The organism is Pantoea dispersa (genome assembly GCF_035783935.1).
GTDB lineage: Bacteria > Pseudomonadota > Gammaproteobacteria > Enterobacterales > Enterobacteriaceae > Pantoea > Pantoea dispersa_C.
In genome coordinates this window covers 87903-111987 of sequence record NZ_JALKOV010000009.1, presented here as the reverse complement: position 1 = coordinate 111987, position 24085 = coordinate 87903, and the positions used below count along the sequence as shown (strand labels likewise).

At 61.5% G+C, this 24085-nt stretch carries 16 protein-coding genes; 11 read left to right on the top strand and 5 right to left on the bottom strand.

Annotation, left to right across the window (positions count from 1 at the left end):
- The first annotated feature begins 8 nt into the window (after positions 1-8).
- From dppD to MXF20_RS17330, 11 genes are all read left to right on the top strand, one after another.
- The gene (dppD, locus tag MXF20_RS17380; protein WP_141497128.1) at positions 9-995 is read left to right on the top strand and encodes a dipeptide ABC transporter ATP-binding protein; all 987 of its coding nucleotides are present in this window, start codon (positions 9-11) and stop codon (positions 993-995) included.
- Positions 985-1995, top strand: coding sequence for a dipeptide ABC transporter ATP-binding subunit DppF (dppF, locus tag MXF20_RS17375; RefSeq protein ID WP_021507018.1), 1011 nt, complete (start codon positions 985-987; stop codon positions 1993-1995). The genes dppD and dppF overlap by 11 nt, the downstream gene beginning before the upstream one ends.
- 474 nt (positions 1996-2469) lie before the next feature.
- Entirely contained in the window at positions 2470-3111 is a 642-nt protein-coding gene (gene bcsO, locus MXF20_RS17370) for a cellulose biosynthesis protein BcsO (RefSeq protein WP_325970493.1), read from the top strand.
- Complete coding sequence (gene bcsQ / locus MXF20_RS17365; RefSeq protein ID WP_325970490.1) at positions 3102-3902, top strand: cellulose biosynthesis protein BcsQ; 801 nt, start codon at positions 3102-3104, stop codon at positions 3900-3902. The genes bcsO and bcsQ (MXF20_RS17365) overlap by 10 nt, the downstream gene beginning before the upstream one ends.
- 61 nt (positions 3903-3963) lie before the next feature.
- The gene (gene bcsA, locus MXF20_RS17360) at positions 3964-6069 is read left to right on the top strand and encodes a UDP-forming cellulose synthase catalytic subunit (protein WP_325970488.1); all 2106 of its coding nucleotides are present in this window, start codon (positions 3964-3966) and stop codon (positions 6067-6069) included.
- Positions 6066-8621: a cellulose biosynthesis cyclic di-GMP-binding regulatory protein BcsB gene (gene bcsB, locus MXF20_RS17355; protein ID WP_325970487.1), complete on the top strand. Its 2556-nt coding sequence runs from the start codon at positions 6066-6068 to the stop codon at positions 8619-8621. Before bcsA (MXF20_RS17360) ends, bcsB (MXF20_RS17355) begins: the two co-directional genes overlap by 4 nt.
- Positions 8622-8632: 11 nt before the next feature.
- Positions 8633-12436: a cellulose biosynthesis protein BcsC gene (locus MXF20_RS17350; RefSeq protein WP_325970485.1), complete on the top strand. Its 3804-nt coding sequence runs from the start codon at positions 8633-8635 to the stop codon at positions 12434-12436.
- A complete protein-coding gene (bcsD, locus tag MXF20_RS17345; RefSeq protein ID WP_325970484.1) occupies positions 12436-12882 on the top strand; it encodes a cellulose biosynthesis protein BcsD in 447 nt (148 codons plus the stop codon). Before MXF20_RS17350 ends, bcsD begins: the two co-directional genes overlap by 1 nt.
- 9 nt (positions 12883-12891) lie before the next feature.
- Positions 12892-13896, top strand: a complete 1005-nt coding sequence (locus tag MXF20_RS17340; RefSeq protein ID WP_325970482.1) for a glycosyl hydrolase family 8 — start codon at positions 12892-12894, stop codon at positions 13894-13896.
- 223 nt (positions 13897-14119) lie between these two features.
- Positions 14120-14419 carry a BrnT family toxin gene (locus MXF20_RS17335; protein WP_058771045.1) on the top strand — a complete coding sequence of 100 codons (300 nt, stop codon included), beginning with the start codon at positions 14120-14122 and terminating at the stop codon, positions 14417-14419.
- Entirely contained in the window at positions 14400-14702 is a 303-nt protein-coding gene (locus MXF20_RS17330) for a BrnA antitoxin family protein (protein ID WP_325970481.1), read from the top strand. Before MXF20_RS17335 ends, MXF20_RS17330 begins: the two co-directional genes overlap by 20 nt.
- Positions 14703-14707: 5 nt before the next feature.
- On the opposite strand, the gene bcsC is transcribed toward MXF20_RS17330, so the two are convergent.
- From bcsC to bcsR, 5 genes are read right to left on the bottom strand one after another with little or no spacing between them, the layout of a single operon-like run.
- Positions 14708-18088 (bottom strand): cellulose synthase complex outer membrane protein BcsC, encoded by a 3381-nt coding sequence (gene bcsC / locus MXF20_RS17325; protein ID WP_325970480.1) that lies wholly within the window; start codon positions 18086-18088, stop codon positions 14708-14710.
- Positions 18081-20378 carry a cellulose biosynthesis cyclic di-GMP-binding regulatory protein BcsB gene (bcsB, locus tag MXF20_RS17320; RefSeq protein WP_418936859.1) on the bottom strand — a complete coding sequence of 766 codons (2298 nt, stop codon included), beginning with the start codon at positions 20376-20378 and terminating at the stop codon, positions 18081-18083. Before bcsB (MXF20_RS17320) ends, bcsC begins: the two co-directional genes overlap by 8 nt.
- A gap of 15 nt (positions 20379-20393) precedes the next feature.
- Positions 20394-23009: a UDP-forming cellulose synthase catalytic subunit gene (gene bcsA, locus MXF20_RS17315; RefSeq protein ID WP_325970478.1), complete on the bottom strand. Its 2616-nt coding sequence runs from the start codon at positions 23007-23009 to the stop codon at positions 20394-20396.
- Complete coding sequence (gene bcsQ, locus MXF20_RS17310) at positions 23006-23737, bottom strand: cellulose biosynthesis protein BcsQ (RefSeq protein ID WP_325970477.1); 732 nt, start codon at positions 23735-23737, stop codon at positions 23006-23008. Before bcsQ (MXF20_RS17310) ends, bcsA (MXF20_RS17315) begins: the two co-directional genes overlap by 4 nt.
- Positions 23737-23931: a cellulose biosynthesis protein BcsR gene (bcsR, locus tag MXF20_RS17305; protein WP_325970476.1), complete on the bottom strand. Its 195-nt coding sequence runs from the start codon at positions 23929-23931 to the stop codon at positions 23737-23739. The genes bcsQ (MXF20_RS17310) and bcsR overlap by 1 nt, the downstream gene beginning before the upstream one ends.
- Between the last annotated feature and the right edge of the window lie 154 nt (positions 23932-24085).

The window sequence follows — 24085 nt, the reverse complement described above, 5'->3', positions numbered from 1 at the left end:
GCACCGAGATGGCGTTATTAAATGTAGAAAAACTGTCGGTGCATTTCGGCGACGAAAAGACACCGTTCCGTGCGGTTGACCGCATCAGCTACCAGGTAGAACAGGGCCAGGTCGTCGGCATTGTCGGCGAGTCCGGCTCCGGTAAATCGGTCAGCTCGCTGGCAATCATGGGGCTGATTGACTATCCCGGCCGCGTGAAAGCGGAGAAGCTGGAGTTCAATCAGCGCGACCTGCAGCGCATCTCCGAAAAAGAGCGCCGCCAGCTGGTGGGCGCTGAAGTGGCGATGATCTTCCAGGACCCGATGACCAGCCTCAACCCGTGTTACACCGTGGGCTACCAGATCATGGAAGCGCTGAAGGTGCATCAGGGCGGCAGCAAGCGCACACGCCGTCAGCGTGCCATCGACCTGCTGGAGCAGGTCGGCATTCCCGATCCGGCGTCGCGACTGGATGTCTATCCGCATCAGCTGTCCGGCGGTATGAGCCAGCGCGTGATGATCGCCATGGCCATTGCCTGTAAGCCGAAGCTGCTGATTGCCGATGAGCCGACCACGGCGCTCGACGTGACCATTCAGGCGCAAATCATCGAACTGCTGCTGGAGTTACAGAAGCAGGAGAACATGGCGCTGATCCTGATTACCCACGATCTGGCGCTGGTGGCCGAAGCGGCACAGCACATCATCGTGATGTACGCCGGTCAGGTGGTGGAGAGCGGCAAAGCGGTGGATATCTTCAAGGCGCCGCGTCACCCGTACACCCAGGCGCTGCTGCGTGCGCTGCCGGAGTTTGCCGCGGACAAAGCGCGGCTGGCATCGCTGCCGGGCGTGGTACCGGGCAAATATGACCGTCCCAACGGCTGCCTGCTCAATCCGCGCTGTCCGTACGTGACCGATCGCTGCCGTACTGAAGAACCTGAGCTGCGCGATATTCCGGGCCGCCAGTCCAAATGTCACTTCCCACTGGATGATGCCGGGAGACCGACTTATGAGTCTTGATAACACGAAGCAGGATTACCTGCTGCAGGCGATTGACCTGAAAAAACACTATCCGGTGAAAAAGGGGCTGTTCGGCCAGGAGCGTCTGGTGAAGGCGCTGGATGGCGTCTCCTTTAACCTCGAGCGTGGCAAAACGCTGGCGGTGGTGGGCGAATCCGGCTGCGGTAAATCCACGCTGGGTCGCCTGCTGACCATGATTGAAACGCCGACCGCCGGCGAGTTGTACTGGCACGGGCAGGATCTGCTGAAACACGATCCGCAGGCGCAAAAACTGCGCCGGCAGAAAATCCAGATTGTGTTCCAGAACCCGTATGGCTCGCTCAATCCGCGTAAGAAAATCAGCCAGATTCTGGAAGAGCCGCTGGTGATCAATACCGCGCTGAGCAAAGCGGAGCGGCGGGAAAAAACGCTGGAGATGATGGCCAAAGTGGGCCTGAAAACCGAGCACTACGATCGCTATCCGCACATGTTCTCCGGCGGTCAGCGCCAGCGTATCGCTATTGCGCGCGGCCTGATGCTCGATCCCGACGTGCTGATTGCCGATGAGCCGGTGTCGGCGCTCGACGTGTCGGTACGTGCACAGGTGCTCAACCTGATGATGGATTTACAGCAGGATCTCGGCCTGTCCTATGTGTTCATCTCGCATGACCTGTCGGTAGTGGAACACATCGCTGACGAAGTGATGGTGATGTATCTCGGGCGCTGTGTGGAAAAGGGCAGTAAAGAGGCGATCTTCAGCAATCCGCGCCATCCGTACACTCAGGCGCTGCTGTCGGCCACGCCGCGCCTCAATCCGGACGAACGCCGTGAGCGCATCAAGCTGACCGGTGAACTGCCGAGCCCGCTCAATCCACCGCCGGGCTGTGCGTTTAACGCGCGCTGCCGCCGTCGCTTCGGAACCTGCGTGCAGCTGCAGCCGAAACTGAAGCAGTATGGTGAACAGCAAATCGCCTGTTTTGCCGTTGATCAGGACGAGAATCAGCCGGTGGCGACGCCGTAATTACGGCCAGCCGATGTGAAAGGCTCCTGCGGGAGCCTTTGTTATGGATGGCGGGATACATCAGTAAAATTAACCTTTCGTGTCTTAATTGCCTGCAACGGAAGAAATGTATAACCTGACTGAATCTTTACCTCGCTGGTCCTGAACATTGGCCAAAAGGTTAAGGCAAATTCTGAATCCATGCCGCATTGTGTGAGCGCCATCACGGCCAGATAGAACTGTATATTTAGATGATAAGTTATTATTTATCATGCAGTTAAATCATCATCTCTCCAGTTACTATTTCCGTTAATCGTTTTTTATTAATCCTGCTCAATTAATCAGTGCATGCTTTTTGCATCTGTATATTTTCAATCTTTGAGATAAAACTCTTTTGTCGAATCTGCGGTTTTAATAATCAGAATTCTCTCACCGTGTCTTAATGCGTGTGTTATATTCGCGGAAATTACCCCTCCGCTTTAACAGGCTCTGATCATGAAGAACTACGACGATCTGCAGCGTTTCCAGGAAAAGACGCAGACGCTGGACATTGCTTTTAAGGATATGTCCGGTCAATCGCAGGAAGCCGATCACAGCCAGTGGGCGATCATCCGCCAGCTGGCAACGGATGAAGAGCCTGAGCTGGGCAGCGGCCAGCGTGTCGATCTGCCGCAGCCGCAGCCGATTCGTGGCGATGAGTTTGTCGCGCCGCTGGACGCCGCGCCGCTGAATCCGGCACCCGTTGCCGGCAGTGGCAGGGGATCGCTGCTCGGGAGCCTTGCCGCCAGCACGCCCGCGCCCGCCGCAGAACCGCCGCACAGCGGGTTGTTCCCACCGGCGCCCGCTGCCGCGTCCGTGATGCCGCTGACACCCAAAGTGACCCACGTCGCGCGTCAGGCCGCGACCTCACTGTTTCCACCGCCGCCGGTCAGCGCGCCGGTTGCTGAAGAACCTGTCGCGCCTGCCGACCGGGTGAGCGCCGCTGCACCGCCCATCGCGCCTGCCGTGACGTCGCCGGATCCTGCTGCGCCCTCGCGCTTCGGTGCGCTGTTCCGCTCACGTCCGGCAGAGCCGGTACATTTATCCAAAGATACACCGCTCAAACCGTTACTGGAGAAGATCGCGCTATGCCATTAGTTTGTGTGTGCTCGCCAAAAGGGGGAGTAGGAAAAACCACCATGGCGGCCAACCTGGCCTGGAGTCTGGCGCGCGCCGGCAGCAAAGTGCTGGCGATCGATTTTGACGTGCAGAATGCGCTGCGCCTGCATTTTGGCGTGCCGCTGCACGACGGGCGCGGTTTTGTGGCGCGCTCGGAAGAGCAGGCTGACTGGAGCCAGTCGATCCTCACCACCGGCAGCAACATCTTTGTCATGCCGTACGGCGAGGTCACTGAAGCGCAGCGTGAGCGCTTTGAACACAACCTGGCGCACGACGCCCACTTTCTGAAACGCGGACTGGATACCGTCCTGCATTATCCTGGCCTGGTGATTATCGCCGATTTTCCACCGGGACCCGGTCCGGCGCTGAAAGCCATGCAGGCGCTGGCCGATATGCATTTAGTGGTGATGCTGGCGGATACCGCTTCGGTGGCGCTGCTGCCGCAAATTGAAAACCATCGCATGATTGGCCAGCCATTAAATAATCAGCACGGTCATTATTTCGTGCTCAACCAAAGTGATAATCGCCGCAATATCAGCCGTGAAGTCACCGCATTTATGCAACAGCGGCTGGGCGATAATTTACTCGGCGTGGTACACCGCGATGAAAGTGTGGCCGAGGCCAATGCCTCGCAGCAGTCAATCTATGATTTCAGTCCGGCTTCGGCAGCGGCGTTTGATATTGAACTGGTGGCAAAACGGGTGGCGAATATCCTGAATATCAACGTTGGCAACGGCGAAGTTCAGGCACCGATCCGCAGTCATTATTAACAAGCCCGGCCGGTAGCGGCCCGGCTCAAATAATAACAACACAGCTTCTTCAGGGTGAATCATGAGTAAACTCGGGTTTTACCTGCTGCTGCTGGTGCTCGCACCGGTCGCTGCGGTAATCGTCATCACGCCTATGGATAGCCAGAAACAATATATTTTTGGCTTAATCAGTATTGGCATGATGTTTTTACTGGGCTTCAGCAAAAGCCGTAAAATAACCATTGTGATGGTTTTTCTTTCCGCGCTGATGTCGACCCGATATATCTGGTGGCGCACCACGGAGACGCTGCAGTTTAATTCCGAGATTGAAGCGATTCTCGGTATCGGCTTATATCTGGCCGAGCTGTACGTCTGGCTGATCTTAATTCTCGGCTTCCTGCAAACCAGCTGGCCATTAAAACGCACCATTGAACCGCTGCCGGATGATACCCGCTTGTGGCCGACGGTCGATGTCTACGTGCCGACCTACAACGAAAGCCTCGACGTGGTTCGCGATACCGTGCTGGCGGCGCAGTGTATCGACTACCCGCGCGATAAAATCAAAGTTTACCTGCTGGATGATGGCAAGCGCAGCGAGTTTGCCGTATTTGCTGCCGACGTCGGCGTCGGCTATATCACCCGCGACGATAACCGCCATGCCAAAGCCGGTAACCTCAATCACGCCATGAAAATCACCAAAGGCGAGCTGATTTGCGTGTTCGACTGCGACCACGTGGCGACGCGCACGTTCCTGCAGGCCACCGTCGGTCCGTTCCTGAAAGATCCGAAGCTGGCGCTGCTGCAGACGCCACACTACTTCTATTCGCCGGACCCGTTTGAGCGTAACCTGCGCGCGGCGCGCAGCATTCCGAATGAGGGCTCGCTGTTTTACGGCCCGGTGCAGCAGGGTAACGACAACTGGAACGCCACCTTCTTCTGCGGCTCCTGTGCGGTGATCCGCCGCAGCGCGCTGGAACAGATTGGCGGCTTCGCGGTGGAAACCGTCACCGAAGATGCGCACACCGCGCTGAAAATGCAGCGCCTCGGCTGGGGCTCGGCGTTCCTGGCAATTCCGCTGGCGGCGGGACTGGCGACCGAACGTCTGGGGCTGCACGTGATTCAGCGTACCCGCTGGGCGCGCGGCATGACGCAGATTTTCCGCGTCGACAATCCGCTGCTGGGCCGTGGCCTCAAGTGGCAGCAGCGTCTGTGCTACCTCAACGCCATGCTGCACTTCCAGTTCGGCCTGCCGCGCGTGGCGTTCCTCACTGCGCCGCTGGCTTACCTGCTGTTTAACCTGAACATTATTCACTCGTCGGCGTCACTCATCTTCGCTTACGTGCTGCCGCATCTGGTGATGTCGCTGTACGTCAACTCACGCATGAACGGCAAATTCCGCTACACCTTCTGGGGTGAAATCTACGAAACCGTAATGTGCTTCCATCTGGTGATCCCGACGCTGCTGACCCTGCTGTCGCCAAAGCACGGCAAATTTAACGTGACGGATAAAGGCGGCCTGCTGGATCAGGGCTTCTTCGACTTCCACATCGTACGGCCGCACGTCATCGTTGCCGCGCTACTGTCGATTGGCATCGTGGCCGGTGTGGTGCGCGCGGTGGCGCATGATTACTTCGGCGTCGATCCTTACGTGATTGCGCTCAACGTCGGCTGGGCGGTGTTCAGCCTGATCATCCTGATGGCAGCGATTGCCGTGGCGCGTGAAACCAAACAGGTGCGTAAAACCATTCGTATCGAGGTGCAGATCCCGGCGGTGATTCACTACGCCAGCGGCATCTCTTCGCGCACGCAAACCAGCGATCTGTCGATGGGCGGCGCGCAGCTGGATGCGCCAGACAACCGGCATGAGCACGATGAAATCGAAGAGATCGATCTGCTGCTGAAATCGGGTGCCATCACCATTCCGGTGAGCAAAATCTCCGGTGATGAAGAGACGATTCGCCTGCGCTTTGGCGCGATGCCGCTGGCGCGTCGCCGTGAACTGGTGCGCGTGGTGCTGGCGCGGGCCGATGCGTGGATCCAGCCGGAGTACAAGCAGGACAACCCGCTGGTGTCGCTCGGCACCATCATCCGCACCGTTTTTGAGCTGTTCTGGCTGAGCTGGAAGGATCGCCGTGCGGCGCGCAGGCGTGACGACCAGCCTGCGGTCAAAGAGGACAGCGCAGCATGAAAACATTGACGTACACGCTGCTGGCAGGTTCGCTGGCCACCACGCTGCTGCTCGCCCCGGCCTGGGCCGAGACGCCGGCGGTAACCCAGGATAGCACCGCGCTGTCCGAGGTACCGCCGCCGCAGGGGCTGGATGCCAGTGCCGACCCGCAGCTGAAGCAGGCCGCGGGCGACGCGCCTTACACACCGGGCGCTGCCGCGCCGCAGCAGGAAAACACTGCGCCAGCACAGCCAGCAGCATCGGCTGCGCCTGTACAGTCAGCAGAGCCAGCACCGCCAGCAGAGTCAGCACAGCCAGCAGAATCAGCGCCTGTGCAGTCAGCGCCTGACATCGTCATACCGCAGGTGGCTGCTGAGCCGCCCGTCGCTGAGTCCGCTGGCGCGCTGCTGAACCAGCCAGTCAGCAGCACCATTTCGGTGGCGCAGATGGGCCAGCCGCGCGGCATCACCCTGACCGGCGGCCAGCTGCAGTCCGGCATTCTGTTCACCCTGCCGGGCGATGAGGTGATCACCAATGCGCGGCTCAATCTGTCGCTGCGCGTCTCAGCCGCACTGGCGGCGCGCAATACCTCGCTACAGCTGATGCTCAACGGCCAGCCGCTCGGCACCCTGCCGCTGGGCGCCAGCGATAGCGATGTCAGCGATTATCAGCTGGATATTCCGGCGGCGATGGTGGTTTCCAGTAATAACCTCAGCTTTAAAATTAACGATGCCGACAAGCTGCTGTGCGAAAAAGAGAGCGCGCAGCAGTATCAGGTCACCATTCTGCCGAAAACCACGCTGAGCCTCGAAGGTCAGCAGCTCAACATTGGCACCAGCCTGCGCAACTTCCCGCGGCCGTTTATTGATGTGCAGCGCATGACGCCGGCCAGCGTGACCTTTGGTTTTGCTGCTAACGTATCACCGGACAGCGTCAGCGCCGCCGCGCTGGTGGCTTCCTGGCTGGGTATTCAGTCGGATTATCGTGGCATCCGTTTCCCGGTGGTACGCGGCGATCTGCCCGATCACAACGGCATTCTGATCGGCCATCCGGGTGACAAAATCGGCAGCGTGACGCTGCCTGCGACGCAGGGTCCGCTGCTGCAGGTAATTGATAACCCCAACAATCCGGTCTACAAACTGCTGCTGGTGGTCGGTGCAGATGATGCCCAACTGCGCCAGGCGGCGAACCGCCTGACCACGCAGCCGCTGGCCACCGATGCCAGCAGCCTGAATGTGCCGCCGCAGCCGATTGCCACGCGCAAACCGTACGACGCGCCGCGCTGGATCAACACCAGCCGCCCGGTGCGCCTCAGCGAGCTGCTGCGTAAAGATCAGAGTCTGACCACCACCGGTATCTGGCATGATGCGCTGCGGGTTAACTTCCGCGCGGCGCCGGACCTGTTCCTGTGGGACGGCGACGCGATTCCGGTCAATCTGCACTACCGTTTCCCGTCGGAAAGCTGGATCGATGAAAACAATTCGTTCCTCAACGTCACGCTGAACGGCACCTTCCTGCGCAACCTGACGGTGAACAAAGTCGGGCTACTGGAGAGCGCCTGGCACCGGCTGGGCGGGGATGCACGCCAGGAGCAGTACACGCTGAAGCTGGAGCCATACCTGATTTACGGCGACAACCAGCTGGCGCTCTACTTCAACATCAAGCCAAAGGCGGATGCGCCGTGCGGCGTGCTGCTCAACAACAACATCAAGAGCCGTATCGAAGAGGATTCGTGGATCGATCTGAGCCACACGCGCCACTTCACCATGCTGCCGAACCTGTCGTACTTCGTCGGTGCTTCGTTCCCGTTCTCGCGGCTGGCGGATTTTTCGCAGACCACGCTGCTGCTGCCGGAGGCGCCGGGTGATGCCGAGATCGCGACGCTGCTGGACATGGCCGCGCGCGCCGGTAACGCCACCGGCGTGCCGCTGGTGCAGAACCAGGTGTTGTTTGGTCTGCCGAACGGCGGCACCAATCTGACGCGCCTGCAGCACAGCGATGTGCTGGCAGTGAGCACCATGCAGCACAGCGCCTTCACGCAGCAGATGCTGGCCGGCACCGCTTACCAGACCAGCGGCAACACGCTGGGCGTCAAAGAGCCGACCACCATCGATAAGCTGCGCGGCTGGCTGACCGGCGACTGGTCTCGCCAGCAGCTGGATGCCGATCGCTACTTCTCTTCGAATGAAGCGTGGCGCGGCTTTGTCAGCTATCGCTCGCCGTGGAGCGCCGATCGTCTGGTGGTAATGACGGTCGCCACCAGCGATCAGCAGCTGCTGCGTCTGCATGACGATCTCAACTCGGCGCGCATCAATGCCGGCATTCGCGGCGATACCGCCATCATCACTGACGAGAACGGTATCCGCAGCTTCCGCGTCGGGCCGCAGTTCCCGAGCGGTGAAATGCCGTGGTACATGATGGTGGTGTGGTATGCGAACCAGCACTCGGTGCTGATGGCGCTCGCGGCGCTGCTGCTGTCGGCGCTGGTCGGCAGTGCAGCCTGGGTGATGCTGAAGCGCCATGCGTGGCGCCGTCTCCACCCGAAAGACGATAGCCACTCCGGCCGCAAGTAAGGATAAAAATAATGAAAAAACAGCTGATAAGTGCCGGTATTCGTCAGGCGTTGCTGCTGGGCGGCGCGCTGGCCTTCTCACAGCCGCTACTGGCGGCGGAGAGCACCAATCCCGCGTTACAGGCGCTGTTCGACCAGGCGGCCTACTGGCATCAGAAAGCGCATGACGATCTGGCGAAAGCCTCGCTGCAAAAAATCCTGATGGTGGAGCCGAACAATACCCAGGCGCTGTATCTGCTGGCGCTCTATTCACAGCAAAGCGGTAGCGCGGCCGATGCGGCACAGTGGCGCGCCCGCCTGAGTGCGGTATCGCCCAACGATCCGCATCTGACGGAGCTGGACAACGCCCGGCAGCTGCAAAGCATTCCGCAGGCGCAGCTGTCACTGGCGCGTCAGCAGGCGCGCAGCGGTAACATCGCCGCCGCGCTGCAAACCTGGCGCAACACCTTCAGCGGCAACGAGCCGCCACCCAGCGTGGCAGCAGAATATTATCTGACCATGGCCGGCGACCGCACGCTGCTGCCGCAGGCGGTGGAAGCGCTGCGGCAGTTTGCCGCTGACCATCCGCAGGATACCGGCGCTCAGCTGGCGCTCGGTAAAGCGCTGACTTATCAGGAAGCGACGCGCCGCCAGGGTATTGATGTGCTGGCCAGCCTGGCGGACGGTAACAAAGAGGCCGACCGCTCGCTGCGTCAGGCGCTGCTGTGGCTGGCGCCGCAGGCGTCGGATGCCGCGCTGTACCAGACCTGGCAGCAGCGCCATCCGCAGGATAGCGCGGTGATCGATTACTACCGTAAAAACGTCGGCGGCGCGGAGAAGGGCGCGGGCTTTACCGCGCTGAACAGTGGTGACGTCAGCGGCGCGCAGAATAATTTTGAAAAAGTGCTGCAGGCCAACCCGCAGGACGCCGATGCGCTGGCCGGTATGGGCTACGTGGCGCAGCGCGCCGGACGCTATGCTGAGGCCGCCGATTATCTGACGCGCGCCGCACAGCTGGGCGGCGATCAAAGCCAGCAGCGTCAGCAGCAGGCGGCCGATGCCCGCTTTTACGCGCAGCTGGCGAATGCCCAGCAGGCGCTGAAAAACGGTGACAGCGCGCAGGCGCTGGCGCTGAGTGAGCCGCTGACGCAGGCCGAGGGCGAGAAAGGCGTGTCGGCGAAGCTGTTCCGTGCCGATGTGCTGCGCCGCAGCAATCAGCTGCAGCAGGCGGAGCAGACCTACCGTGCCATTCTGCAGAGCGATGCCGATAACCGCAGCGCCAAAGAGGGCCTGTTCTATGTGCTGCGCCAGCAAAACCGCAGCGCCGAAGCCAATACCCTGCTGGCATCATTGCCAGACAGCGTGCGCCAGAGCGTGGCACCGCGCGGCAACAGCAGCGATCCGCTGCGTGCGCAGGCAAAGCGTGAGCTGGCGGCAGGCAACCGCAGCGCGGCCATCGCCACGCTGAACAGCGCCATTCAGCGCTATCCCAGCGACGGCTGGCTGCGGCTCGATCTGGCGCGTATCTATCGTGCGCAGGGCGATAGCCTGCTGGCCGCTAACGTCATGCAGCCGACCCTGCGCAGCGGCGCCAGCACCAGCGAACTGTACGCCGGTGCGCTCAACGCCAGCGAGAGCGGTGCCTGGCAGCAGGCCAGCCAGCTGCTGGCGCGCATTCCCAACGGCAGCAAGAACAGTGAGATGCGCGAACTGGCGCAGCGCGTGAATTTCAATCTGCAAATGGCCACCGCCGACCGCTATCTGGCGCAGGGTTCTGACGCGGCGGCGGCCAATACGCTGCGTGCGCTGGCCGCCACGCCGCCGGCCAATCCGGTGGATGCCGGTAATCTGGCGCAGAAACTGGCCAAAGCCGGCGATCTCACCACCGCAGTGACGGTGGTACGCGGCAACATGCAGCGCGGTGTGCAGGGCAATGCCGGTGATTACGCTGCGCAGGTGGCGGTGCTGAATCAGGCCGGTCTTACCACGGAAGCGCAGAGCTTCCTCAGCAGCCCGGAGCTGCAGGCGCGCAGTACCCCCACGCAGCTGGCCGGCATCCGTAACGGCTACCTGATCAATGAAGTTGATCGCCTGCGCCAGCAGAAGCAGTACGCCGCCGCTTATGACAAGCTGGTGGGCGCATTGCAGCACGATCCGCAGAACCGCGATCTGATGTTTGCCATGGCGCGCCTGTATCAGTCCGGTAAGATGAACAAAGAAGCGGGCGTGGTGTATGACTATCTGATGACGCAGGATACGCCGACTCAGGATGCGCGCACCGGCGCTATTGACGTAGCGCTGGCGCAAAACGATGTCGACAAAGCCAATACCTTAACCCGCGGCCTGCGCAACGAGCAGACGCCGGATCGCCTGTTACTGCTGGCACGCGTGGCGGAAGCCAACGGCGAGCACAGCCAGGCGATGAGCTACCTGCGCAGCGCGCGCGGCCAGCTGATTGGTCTGCAGGGCGCGCAAAGCGGCAGCGTGCCAACCGTTGGCGGTCTGGCGCTGGCGGACAATCCGTTTATCAACCGCAGCACTTCGCCGGTATCCGGTTCGCCTTCCAGCTATGGCACAGTGATGCCGTGGCAAACCGCACCGGCCACCAGCAGCAGCGCGCAGGACGTCACGCTGGCAAGCAACACGCCGGCGATCCAGCAGAGCCAGACGCTGCGCCAGATTGACGAGATGATGGACAACCTGCAGGAGAAAACCGGCACCTGGGTGCAGGGACAGATGCAGGTGCGCGGGCGCGACGGCGAATCGGGGCTCAGCAAGCTGACTGAAGCCAAAGCGCCGCTGACCTTCTCGACCGTGCCGTTCGGCGAATCGCGCTTCGACTTTACCATGACGCCGGTGTCGCTCACCGCCGGCAGTGCAGCCGGTGATGCGTGGCGTCGCTTCGGCAGCAACGCGCTGGTGCAGGGCAATGTGGTGGCATCCGGCGCGGCGAAAATAGACGATACGCCGTCTTCGTCGACCGACTCGCAAAAGGCCACCGGCGTAGAACTGAATATGGCGCTGAAGGGCGACAGCTACAAAATCGACCTCGGCAGCACGCCGCTCGGTCAGGATCTCAGCACGCTGGTGGGTGGCGTACAGTGGTCGCCGAAACTGACCGATTTCCTGACGCTGATCCTCACCGGTGAACGCCGCGCCATGACCGACAGTCTGCTGTCATACGTTGGCGTGGAAGACAAAACCAGCGGTAAGCGCTGGGGCCGCGTCACCAAAAACGGCGGCAACGCCATGCTGAGCTTCGATAACGGCGACGCGGGCTTCTACGTTGGCGGCGGCGCCTACAGCTATCTGGGCGAAAATGTGGCAAGCAACAACAGCGTGCAGGCCACGGCGGGCGCTTACGTGCGGCCTTACCACTACGACGACCGCGAGCTGAAGGTCGGCATGAGCCTGTCGTGGATGGATTTCTCCAAAAACCTGAGTTACTTCAGCTACGGTCAGGGCGGCTATTTCAGCCCGCAGAATTATGCCGCGGTGTCATTCCCTGTCGATTTCAGCCGCAAGTTTGATGACCTGAAAGTCAACGTTGGCGGCTCGGTTGGCTATCAGTCGTACAGCCAGGACAAGAGCGCGTATTTCCCCAACGATCCGTCAATGCAGTCCCAGTTGCAAAGCCTTGCCGATCAGGGCTTTGTGAAAAGCGCCTATTACAGCGGCGAGAGCAAAAACGGCATTGGCTATAACCTGCACGCCGGTGCCGATTACAAGATTAATAAAGATGTCACCATCGGCGGCCAGCTCGGCTATGACACCTTTGGCGATTACAACGAAAGCACAGCCAATCTGTACTTCCGTTATCTGTTTGGAGAGAACTAATGAGTGAGCAACCGGGCGCACGCATCAGCCATCCGCATCAGCCGGGCTGGTTTGATCTGGTCAGCGTGATGATTGAGAGCATGCTGGATAACGCTGGCGAGGAAGCGGAAGCCTTTCTCAACGGCGTGGGCGAAATGCTGGCGACGCGCTATCCTTTGCCGGAGGCGCGCACCGTGCAGGATTTGGAGCGCGAAATTAACCTTCAGCTGGCGCGGTTTAACTGGGGCTTTGTTCAGCTGCAGCCGCAGCAGAACGCCATTATGCTTGAGCACCATGCCCTGCCGCAGGGCGACAGTCAGGTTGATGCGGAACGCTGGCAGCTGGCGCTGAGCGCAGTGCTGGCCGGCGTGTACGCGCAGTGGCTGCGCGCGCAGGGTGGCAGTGCGGCGGTGCCGCTGACGCTGGAAAAAATCGACGGCGGCACGCTGCATTATCGATACCAATAGGAAGCTGTGATGAGAGTGATGCGGTTCTGGCGTCAGTGGATGCTGTGTTTCATGGTGATATTTTTCAGTGCTCAGGCGGCCGCCGATGGCTGGAGCAGTTACAAAAGCCGCTTTATGAGCAGCGACGGCCGCATCAGCGATACGGCCAACAATAACGTCAGCCACACCGAAGGTCAGGGTTACGGCATGCTGCTGGCGGTGGCGTATAACGACCGCGCCACTTTTGATTTGCTGTGGCAGTGGACGCGCACCCATCTGCGCAATCCGCATAACGATCTGTTCTACTGGCGCTACACGCCGGGCGCGGCCGATCCTATCGCCGATAAAAATGATGCCTCGGACGGCGATGTGCTGATCGCCTGGGCGCTGCAACGCGCGGCGCAAAAGTGGGGCGGTGATTATCAGCAGGCGTCGGATCGCATTCAGCGCGCGGTCATCAAGCTGACGGTGATCGACTATGCCGGTCGCAAGGTGATGTTACCGGGCGCGCAGGGCTTCAATAAAACCAGCTATGTGGTACTCAATCCGTCCTATTTCCTGTTTGCCGCATGGCAGGAGTTTGCGCAGCACAGCCATCTGCGCGTGTGGAACACGCTGATTGACGATGGTCTGGCGCTGCTGGGCAACATGCAGTTTGGCAAAACCGGCCTGCCGCTCGACTGGGTGGCGCTGAACGCTGATGGCTCCGTCGCGCCGGCGGTCGGCTATTCCAACCGCTTCAGCTATGACGCGATCCGTATTCCGCTGAATATCTGGTGGTACGATCCGCAAAGCCTGCGGCTGGTGCCGTTCCAGCGCGTCTGGCAGGGCTACGCGCGCGATACCACGCCAGCGTGGTTTGACGTGCTGGCCAACACCCCGGCGCCTTACAATATGGAAGGTGGCCTGACCGCAGTGCGCGATCTGACGCTCAATGAAACCCGCTACCTCAGCGACCGCTTAGCGCCGGAGCAAAACTATTTCTCCGCCAGCCTGCAACTGCTGACCTGGCTGGCTTATCAGGAGAAGCGATAGCCTCTCTGTGCCGGGCGGGATTCACCTTCCGTCCGGCCGATCACCATCAGGCCCGCTCGCCTGGCTTCAAACCGCTGTTCCAGCGCCTCACTAGATTCCAGACCTGTCTGTATTTCATTTCATTCCTGTACTGAACGTGCAGCTATTGCGCCGGATCAACACCATCAGCGCGTACTGCACGCAATTTGTCATGCTAAAATGTATAGACAAAAGTGTATGATAAATGCAAACGGAACCGGAGTTTGAGTGGGATACCACCAAGGCGGAAACAAATTTCCGCAAGCATGGTATCCGCTTTGAAGTTGCAGCCCGCGTGTTTGAGGATCCTTTCCACCTGTCGGTACAGGATCGTTATGAAAATGGGGAATATCGCTGGCAAACCATTGGTAATGTCATGGGGCATGTGGTCATTCTGGTGGCCCATACGGTGCGCTTCGAAACAGATGTTGAGCGAATAAGGATTATCAGCGCACGCCATGCAACGCGTATTGAGAGGAGGCGCTATGAGCAAAGTCAGGTTTAAACGCAGTGAATTACCGCCGCTCACCGACAAGCAACAGGCGGAGCTGGATGCTTTGAGCCGGAAACAGGACAGTGACATCCAGTGTGATGATATTGCGCCGTTAGACGACACTTTCTGGCAGGCAGCCGAACGGGGGCGTTTTTACCGCCCGGTAAAAACCCAGGCTTCGATCAGAATCGATGCGGATATTCTTGAGTGGTTAAAGGCGCCTGGCAAAGGTTACCAGACGCGCCTCAACGCGATCCTGCGGGCTGCGATGCTGAGAGAACTGCAGGGTAAATAGTGTGCTTATTTAAAATCCGCATACGGTTCCAGTGGCTGTGGCGGCATATCCATGTCGCCGTTCCAGCCGGCCATGGAGTAGCGCACATACAGCAGCCCGTGGCTTGGGGTGTAATCTTTCGCCTGCTGAATGTCCATGGCTAAACCCAGCGACCAGTGCGGCGTGATGCGCCGCTCTACCAGCGCCTGCAGCGTATAACCGAAACCGCGCCCTGAACTGCTGTCCGATGGCGGATTGCTGGCTAGCGTAAAGCCCGGATTCACCGGGTAACGCGCCTGCGCGTTGGTGGTTGACTGTGACCACGACACCGAACCGCCGAGTTCATACGACCAGTTTTCCGTGCGCTGACGCCAGGTCAGCGGTACCGCCAGTGAGAAGTAGCGCTGCGGACTGTAATAGCCGCCCTGACCAAAGGTGTAGTCGCTCAAATCGTTTTGATAGTGCCACAGCATACTGTTCAAACCGATGGTGGCGCGCTGGTTGTCGCTATTGATCAGCTTGTAGTAATAGCCCGCCATCAGCCGTTCGCGGCTATTATCCGCCACGTTTTCACCGCTGATCTGATGGGCGCTGAGATCGGCCCACACGCCGTGCGCGCCGCCCCGATCGTAACTCAGGCCGATGCCGCCGCCGGTCGCAACGACGCCGCCCCAGTTTTTGCCGCCGTTGGTGGCCGGATCGCGCGCGCCGGCGTAAGCCAGCAGCGAACTGGAGATTGGTCGACGTGAAGCCGTAAAGGTCATCCCGAGATCGTCGAGGTCGGTTTTCCAGCTTACGCCACCGACCCAGTTGGTCACGGTGAAACCGAGCGGCGTGGTGCCGATATCGGCTGACCAGCGATCGTTGTGCCAGCCGACGCCCAGCGCGGTACCTTCGTCCCGCTGGGTGAAGTCGCGCCGGCAGCCCCCGGCGTTGGCGTCGTTACAGCTGCCGAACAGTTCACTGTGGCTGCCATCCGTGGTGGAAAACGTCCCGGCAGACACCTGTACGTGATCGACGCGCACAAAGCTGCGGCCATCGGCCAGCGGGGTTTCCGCCTGCAGCATGGTGGTATGAGCGGTGAAATCGGAGGTGCCACCGTTGCCTTTGTCGCGCGAGTAGTCCTGTTCCAGCGTCACGGTGGTGTCCTGCTGGCGATACAGGTCAGCGGCGTCGCTGCGAATGCTGCGTTTTAACCAGTCGTCCTGTGCCTGCGTGCGCGTCAGCCGGGTATAGCGGGCGTTATCGTCTGGCAGCGCAGGCGTGATGCCACTGGCGACCATCGCCGCGCGGTAATCCTGCTGTGCCAGCGCGGGCTGGCGCTGCTGTCTCTCCAGCCGCGCGGCGTCACGCAGCACCAGCGCTTTTTCCTGTGACGGCGCGACAGCGGCGGCGCGGGTTTTCAGCGCGCTAAACAGCTGCTGCGCTTTGCTGGTATCGCCGCTGTTTTGCCAGGCGAGCGCCACGCGCCGGCCGCTGTTCAGGCTCTGCTGTTGCACGCTTTCCGGCAGGCTGTGCAGCGCTGCGCGGGCCTCGGTGGTGCGCTGTAGCGCCAGCAGCGCTTCGATGCGGCCGAGCGCGGCATCGTTGTTGCTGGCGTCCTGCTGCAGCACCTGCTGATAACCGGCCAGCGCTGTTGTGGCATCGCCCCGCTCCAGCGCCCAGTCGGCCAGCGTAATGTCGCGGCGCGACGAGGCCGGCTGCTGTTGCAGCAAGCGGATGGCGGCGGCTTCATCGCCGCGTGCGCGTAATTCTGCGGCGCGCCCGAATGCCTGGTTTTGCGTCAGGCGGTCCGCCAGTTCGCGCATGTTGCTGTCCCAGCGGGCGGTGGGTAAACGGTGCAGGGTGGCCAGCGCGGCGGCATCGTCGTCGCCGGATGACTGCCACAGTGCCGCCGCATACAGCGCTGCGGGCTGCTGCGGCTGCTGGCGTACCATCGCGGCCATTACTGCCGCGCCTGCCTGGTTGTCACCACTGCTGCGTAGCGCATTGGCCAGCCGCCAGGCCAGCCAGACATCACCCGGGCGCGCCTGAGCCGCCTCACGGTAGTTCGCGACCGCCTGCGGCCATTGCCCCTGCTGCGCCAGCGCGTCAGCGTCGGCCAGCAGGCTCTCAATACGTAAATTGCTCAGGCGCTGCTGCGCCGTGCCGTTATTGCGATCAAGACGCAGCGCCTGCTGCCAGTACTGCCGGGCTAAGGCACTGTTTTTGCGCGCCTGCGCCACATCGCCGAGGCCGATGAGCGCCCAGCTGTCATTGCTGTCGATGGCCTGCGCGCTGCGGTACTGCTGTTCAGCGCCGGACAAATCACCCTGCTTCAGCGCCGCGTCGCCGCTGTCGATAGCCAGCCAGTAACGATTGGTCTGTAACAGGGACTGCCACTTGCCGATTTGCGTGCTGGCCTGGCCCGCCTGAATCGCTTTCTGTAGCCAGCTGATGGCGGCGGCGCGGTGACCGGCACGCGCCTGCGCCTGGCCCATGGCGCCGAGCAGTTCGGCGTCGTCCGGACTGGCCTTCAGCGCCGCCTGTAATGCGCCGATTGCCGTCGCACCGCCGCCGGCCTCGACCAGCGCCAGGCCGCGCATGCGCTGGCGGAAGGCAGGATCGGCTAGCATTTTCTGCTGGCGCGCCAGCTCATCCGCTCCGCGCTGTTGCGCATCGCCGCTGGTGAACACCTGCAGATACTGCTGCAGGCGGGCAACGCTGCGATCGCTGACCGGCTGATTTTGAATCTGCTGCAGCCACAGTTCGGCAGCGGCATCGCGTCCACCGTCGCGGTTGGCCAGCAGGCGCAGCTGAGTCACTGCCTGATCCGGCTGGTTATTCTCAAACGCCATGCGCGCCAGCTGCAGCTCGACGCCGATGTTGCCCGGATAGCGCTGCTCCAGCGCCTGCAACTGCCGCCAGGCGAGCGGCTGCTGGCCCGGCAGGCGCGCAACCAGCCGCCAGTACTCCAGTTCGGTATTCACATCGGGAAAGACGCCGTGAAACAGCGCATCCCACGCAGTTTTGGCTTCCGGCAGCCGTCCGGCGGTGGCCAGCAGCCGCGCCTGTTGCAGCTGCTGACGTCCTTCGGGGCTCATCAGGCGCAAACCTGCCGCGGATTCGCGCGTGGCGGCGTCATCCGGCGCAGCCTTTTGCAGCGTATCGAAAAGCTGCTGCGCCTTGGCCTGATCGCCCTGACGCAGCGCCATGCGAATGCGCGCCGCCAGCACCTGCGGATTGTCCGGATCAATTTTTTCCAGCCGGTACAGCGACTGCTGCACCAAATCGTACTTATTGGTCGATTCGCCGGTACGAATCTGCATCAGCAGCCACGCCACCGGCGCCACCTGCGGGCCGGGTGCGGCCTCCACGCTACCCGCCAGCGCACTGGCGATCAGCAGCGCAAGCGGTAACTTATTCATCGTCATCCAGCTCAGCCAGGCGACGACGGCTCACCATGCGCATCAGGCGCCAGGCCATCAGGGCGAACAGGATCACCACCAGCACGGCACATATCGCCAGCCATACCGGATGGGTGGCCAGCAGATTCCACAGCCGCTCCCACCACGGCAGATGTCCGACAAAGTAGGTGTCGCCGACGCGCACGCTGTTGACGCCGGACTCCCGGACGATGCTGACGGAACCGAACATCGCCGCGCGCTTACCGCTGTCGCGCAGCGCTGCATTCAGCAAATCCCAGCCGCGCGGGCTGTCAGCCAGCAGCGCCACCACGCTGCGCTGATCGTGGAACGGCGACTGGAAGCCGACGATGGCGCCGAGCGGACCGCGCGAGCTGATGCCGGTCTGGCTTTCAGCCGCGCGCTCGCTGGCTGATAAAGGCACGCTGGGCGCGCTGACCGGGCGCGACGGCATGCTGAGGGTGCTGCGTGTGCGATCGACCAGCAGATTGATCGCCTTATCCGCCTGCAGATCCGGCGGAATACTGCCGATCAACAGCAGATCGGCATCGTGATCTTTGGCCTGGCCCCAGTCATCACTCACCTGTACGCGCAGCGCCGGATAGCCGGTCTGGGCACCGATCGCGCCCAGTGCATCCAGCAGGGTACTGACTTCGCCGCGCTGCGGTTTCGCCGGCACCAGCACCAGCGTTTGTGCCAGATCGGCGTAGCGGCTGAACGGGAAGCCGGCGCTGGCATAAGCACCCAGCGACGGCATTTCAATGTAGTGACGATAGCCGGAGAAATCGATGCTGGAGCGATCGTCTATCACCACGTGATGCGCGACGGGGGTGACGGTTTCACAGCGGCCATCGGCGGTGCCGCCAATAAAGGTATTGGCGTAGTCAAAATCAAAGCGCAGCTGATTGACCACGCCGAGGCGCAGCGCCGGAATGGTCAGCTGACGGCTGTTGTCCTGCAGGCCCTGCATCAGCGGAATGCGCATCAGCTGCTGGCCCGCGCCCGCTTTGCTGGTCAGCGGGTAATCCTGCATGAACTGGTTGTTGAGATTTACCGCCAGCCGCGAGCCGTCCTGCTGCACCGGTGAGGTGTAACGGTAGATCAGATCCATATCAATGCCGCGTGCGCGCACCAGGAACAGGTCCGGCGGCAGGTTGAGCGTCAGGCTGATCGGATTGGGCTGCAGGCCATCGGCCTGTAGCTGATTCTGATACTGCGTCAGTTCACCGAAGGTGGTGCGGCGATCGGTGCGCACCCAGTTTGGCGCATCGTACGGCTGGCGCGGCGCCAGCAGTTTGACGCTGTCGATGGTGGCGCGCTCGCCGCGCAGCAGCAGTTCACCCTGTGCAATGCCCTCGACCGCAGTGATCAGATCGTTATCGTCACGGCCGAGAATCAGCAGCATCTTTTGATAGGGATTGTCCGGCTGGCTGACCATTTCCACGGTGGGTTTGTCCACCGGCGGCAGCGTCTGCAGGAAGTCAGGCCGGCGATCGTTGGTGGCGAACACCACCGCATGCTGCCCCGCAGGCAGCTGGTTATACAGCACCGGGAAGGACTGGCCGCGCCACTGCGCCTGGCTACCGAACCAGGAAGCCAGCAGGCCCGCCGCGCGCTGCTGCTGCACATCCGGCTGGTCGCTGAACACCATCGGCAGCTGCAGCGGACGGTTATCACGCGCATCAAAGAACGGCTCCGGGAAATGGGACAGATCGTTTTTCAGCGGCAGCTTCTGCAGTGTCAGGTCCAGCGTGCTGGCTTTACCGATATCCAGCCAGATGGTGCTGTTGGCCGGGTTTTCACACACGTTGGCATAGTGACCGACCAGTTCAAAGCGGATGCGGTTGAAGTCGCTAATGTAGCGCGGGTCGATCGCCAGCTGCGTCTGGTTCTCTTTGCCGGCCTGATCGGCGGTGACGGTGACCAGCCCCACCAGTTCATCGTTGAGGTAGACCTTGAGCTGCGACTGCACGGGCAGCAGCGCCGGCGATGGCCGGTAGTTGAGCGTCAGCAGTGCGCGCGTGACCACTTCGTCGCTGCGCACGCCAAACTCAATCTGGCTGGTGGGCTCGGTACCGCGCAGCGTCATGCTGCCCGGCGGCGGTGCCACCTGGGTAAACGCCAGCTGGCTGTCGCGCAGCGGTGCGCTGGCATCGGGCGGTTGGTTCACGTCAGGCTGCGGCGCAGAGGCTGCCGCAGGCGGTGCTGCAGGGAGCGCTGACGGAAGCGCCGCCTGCGCCAGAGACGCCGTGCCCAGCAGCAGGGCGGTGAACCAACTCAGTTTTCTCGTCATGGTCATATCATCAGCTTAGGTAAAATCAGTGTTGAGCGTCGCCGTTCGTGGACGAACGCTGTGGGGCAACAGCGTTGCCAGCCAGTGCAGTCCGGCCGTCAGGCCACGGAACAGACGGCGCAGCGGTGCCGGACCATACTCCGCCAGTCGCAAATAGCCTTTGAAACCCAGCAGCATAATGTCCGCCAGGCTCTGCACCGGTTTGTCTTCCGGAAAACCGTCCTGCCACAGCGCCCAGGTATCGGCGCGCGCGAAGGTGCACTGAATAAATTCGATGTGCTGGCGGGTCGAGAGCTGGTGCAGGCGAATACCGGCGCGGCGGCCAAATACGCGCTGTACCTGGCACGGGAAGCTGAACTCCTGCTGGCCGCGCCGCAGCAGCAGCGACACGCTTTCGTTCTCGCGCAGCGCATCCGGCTCGCGCAGCTCAACGCCCACGCCGCCGTCAGAGTAGTCACGCAGCGTGCACGGCAGCATGTGCCCATCGGTGCGTGCCAGCGCCGCCGGCATGGCGATTTCGACGCGGTGCGCCTCACGAATTTGACGCGCTTCCACCGACACCGCCACCGCGCCGCCGAGGATAATCATGTTGTAAACCACCCACACCAGACTAACCCAGATGGTGAGCAGCTCATTGGCCGGGCCGTGGGCCATGCGCCAGAACGCCATGCCAATCCCGGCGAGATTCAGCAGCACCAGCAGCATGTAAGGTTTGGTGATCACCCAGTCGAGATGCCGTTCTTCCACCAGGCCGCCTTTGGCGGTGACGTTGAACTTACCTTTGTGCGGATTAAACAGCGCTATCGTGGTCGGGCGGGCGATATACCAGGCGAGCACGGTTTCATACACTTCGCTCCAGAAGGAGTGACGCCAGCGGCCCTGAATGCGCGAGTTGGTCAGGCTGGTGTGCACCATGTGTGGCAGCACGTAGATGGCAATCGCCAGCGCCGGCGCATAGATGATGTAGGCGTGGCACAGCAGAAACGCCAGCGGTGCCAGCAGGAAGATCAGCCGGGGGATCCCGGCGAGAAAGTGCAGCATGGCGTTGGCATAACACAGCCGCTGTACCAGCTTCAGCCCTTTGCCAAACAGCGGGTTATCGAGACGGAAGATCTGCACCATGCCGCGCGCCCAGCGGATGCGCTGGCCAATGTGCGCGGACAGGCTCTCGGTCGCCAGCCCGGCGGCCTGCGGAATGCGGATGTAGGCTGAAGTGTAACCGCGGCGGTGCAGCCGCAGCGAGGTGTGCGCATCTTCGGTTACCGTCTCTACCGCGATACCGCCAATCTCATCCAGCGCGCTGCGACGCAGCACCGCACAGGAGCCGCAGAAAAAGGCCGCATCCCAGGTGTCGTTACCATCCTGCACCAGGCCATAGAACAGCGAGCCCTCATTCGGCGTCTGGCGGAAACGGCCGAGGTTGCGCTCAAACGGATCCGGCGAGAAGAAGTGGTGCGGCGTCTGCAGCATGCCCAGCCGGTGATCTTTCAGGAACCAGCCCATGGTGAGCTGCAGGAACGAGCGCGTCGGCACGTGGTCGCAGTCAAAAATCGCCACGTATTCGCTGCGGCAGGTGGTTTTCAGCGCATGGTTGATGTTACCGGCTTTGGCATGTTCGTGGCTGGGGCGCACCACGTAATTCACGCCGACGCTGGCGGCAAACTCGCGGAATTCGTCACGTGTGCCGTCATCAAGAATGTAGATATTGAGTTTATCCTGCGGCCAGTCGATGCCCAGCGCGGCATAAATGGTGGGTTTTACCACGCTGAGCGGCTCGTTGTAGGTCGGCACCAGAATATCGACGCTGGGCCAGCTGGCGATCTCCGGCGGCATGGAGACCGGCTGGCGGTTGAGCGGCCACAGCGTCTGGAAATAGCCCAGCACCAGGACCGTCCACGCGTAGGTTTCCGCGCCAATCAGCAGCAGGCCAAACGTCAGGCTGAGCGGATCGTCCCAGTTGAGGGTTTCCGTGTAGCGCCACCACAGGTAGCGGCAGGAGATGGTGAGCGACAGCACAATCAGCATGATGGTGACCAGCCGGCCCGGCATGCGGCGCACCAGCATGGCCAGCACCCACAGCAGCAGCACAAACACGAACTGCGTGGTGATATCAAACGGCTGCGAGATGCACAGCAGCGCCAGCAGGCTGGCAGCGATCGCCACCACCATGAACAGCAGCTGGCGCACGCGCCGTGGCAGCCGCTGCAGCCAGCGTTCGCTGCGCTGCGGCACGCCGCTGCGCTCCAGCCGCGCCGGCAGTTGCGCCAGCCACTGATAAAGCTGCTGACGCCAGCGGAACAGCGGGCCAAAGGCGTTGAAGCGTTTACGCTCGCTGCGCGCACTGGAGTCCAGCGGCAGCACCAGCAGCAGCCACAGGCTTTGCAGCGCGTAGCGCACCACATCAAGTGGACGCGGACGCAGCGGAGAGATGTGCGGGAAGTAGCGCTGGCGCTGCTGCAGTACGCGCTGCCATGCCGGCGTTTCCAGCCGCAGCAGCGACCAGGCGAGTATGCACCACAGCAGATGCAGCGCCACCGTCAGCCGGCCAGCGCCGTGCTGACGCGCCAGCGTCGCGCGCTGTTGCAGCGCCTGCCAGGCCTGCGGCACCAGCAGCCAGCGCAGCGGATTCATGCGTCACCGCCGGCAACGTGCAGCAGCAGCCAGTTAGCCAGCGTGTTGATCTCTTCGCTGGCCAGCGCATGCGGACGGTATTCGCCCACCGGCTGTTTCATCATCAGTGCTTCCGCCAGCGCTTCGTCACGGTGAATTACCTGCGGAATCAGGTTCTTAAGCGAGCGCAGCCACAGCTGATGCAGATCCTGCTGCAGCTGGCTGTTGGCGTTGAACTGGTTAACCAGAAACAGCGTCTGCGGCGTAAAGTGCGCGCGATGCAGGCGCAGCTGGCAGTTGGCATCCAGCGTTAGCAGCTGCAACAGCCGATCGGCGGCCGCTGTAAACGTCTGCTGCCACGGCAGCAGGTCCGCCGGAAGGTCGAAAATAATCCACTGATAGCGCTGTTTCAGGACCGGCAGAGCCTTAAGCAGTGGTTGTGCAATTTCCGCTGCCGCTGCGTTTAAGGATAAGGTTTGCTGATGCGTGAGCGTGCCAAATGGCAGGAAATCCAGCCCCGGCTGATAGCGCTGTGCGCAGTGCTGCCACGGCTGCCGATCCAGCTGCGCGCGCAGCCAGCCGTGCGGGGCGTCGAGCGGCAGATTAAAATGGGCCGCCAGCTGATTCGCGGGCGACAGATCGATGAGCAGCACTGACTGCTGCAGCGCGTTAAGCGCCCAGCCGAGCGCGGCACTCAGCGCCGTGGCACCGCAGCCGCCGCGCAGTCCCTGTAAGGCGATGACCGGCATTAGCGTTCAGACTCCGGTACCATCGCGCATTCATTCAGCAGCGGCCAGCGCGACAGCACCTGCTGCAATCGCGCTTCACGGGCAATATCAATATAGCGAAACGCTTTTAGCGAAAAGGCGTCACTCAGGGCATTAATATCATCCTGATCGTCGCCGCCGACCGCGATCGGTGAAAAGGCATTTTCAGTTTTCATTACTATTTGTCACCAAAAAAACGACAACGGATAAAGAGTGGTGATATTTTTTTCGTCGCGTATAAAGCCACAGCCCGCGATTTCTGGCCTGGCGAAGTACTTTCAGTCTGGCGCTTGCGCACCTTTTTTTATTTCAGCAGTTCCAATCGTTGCC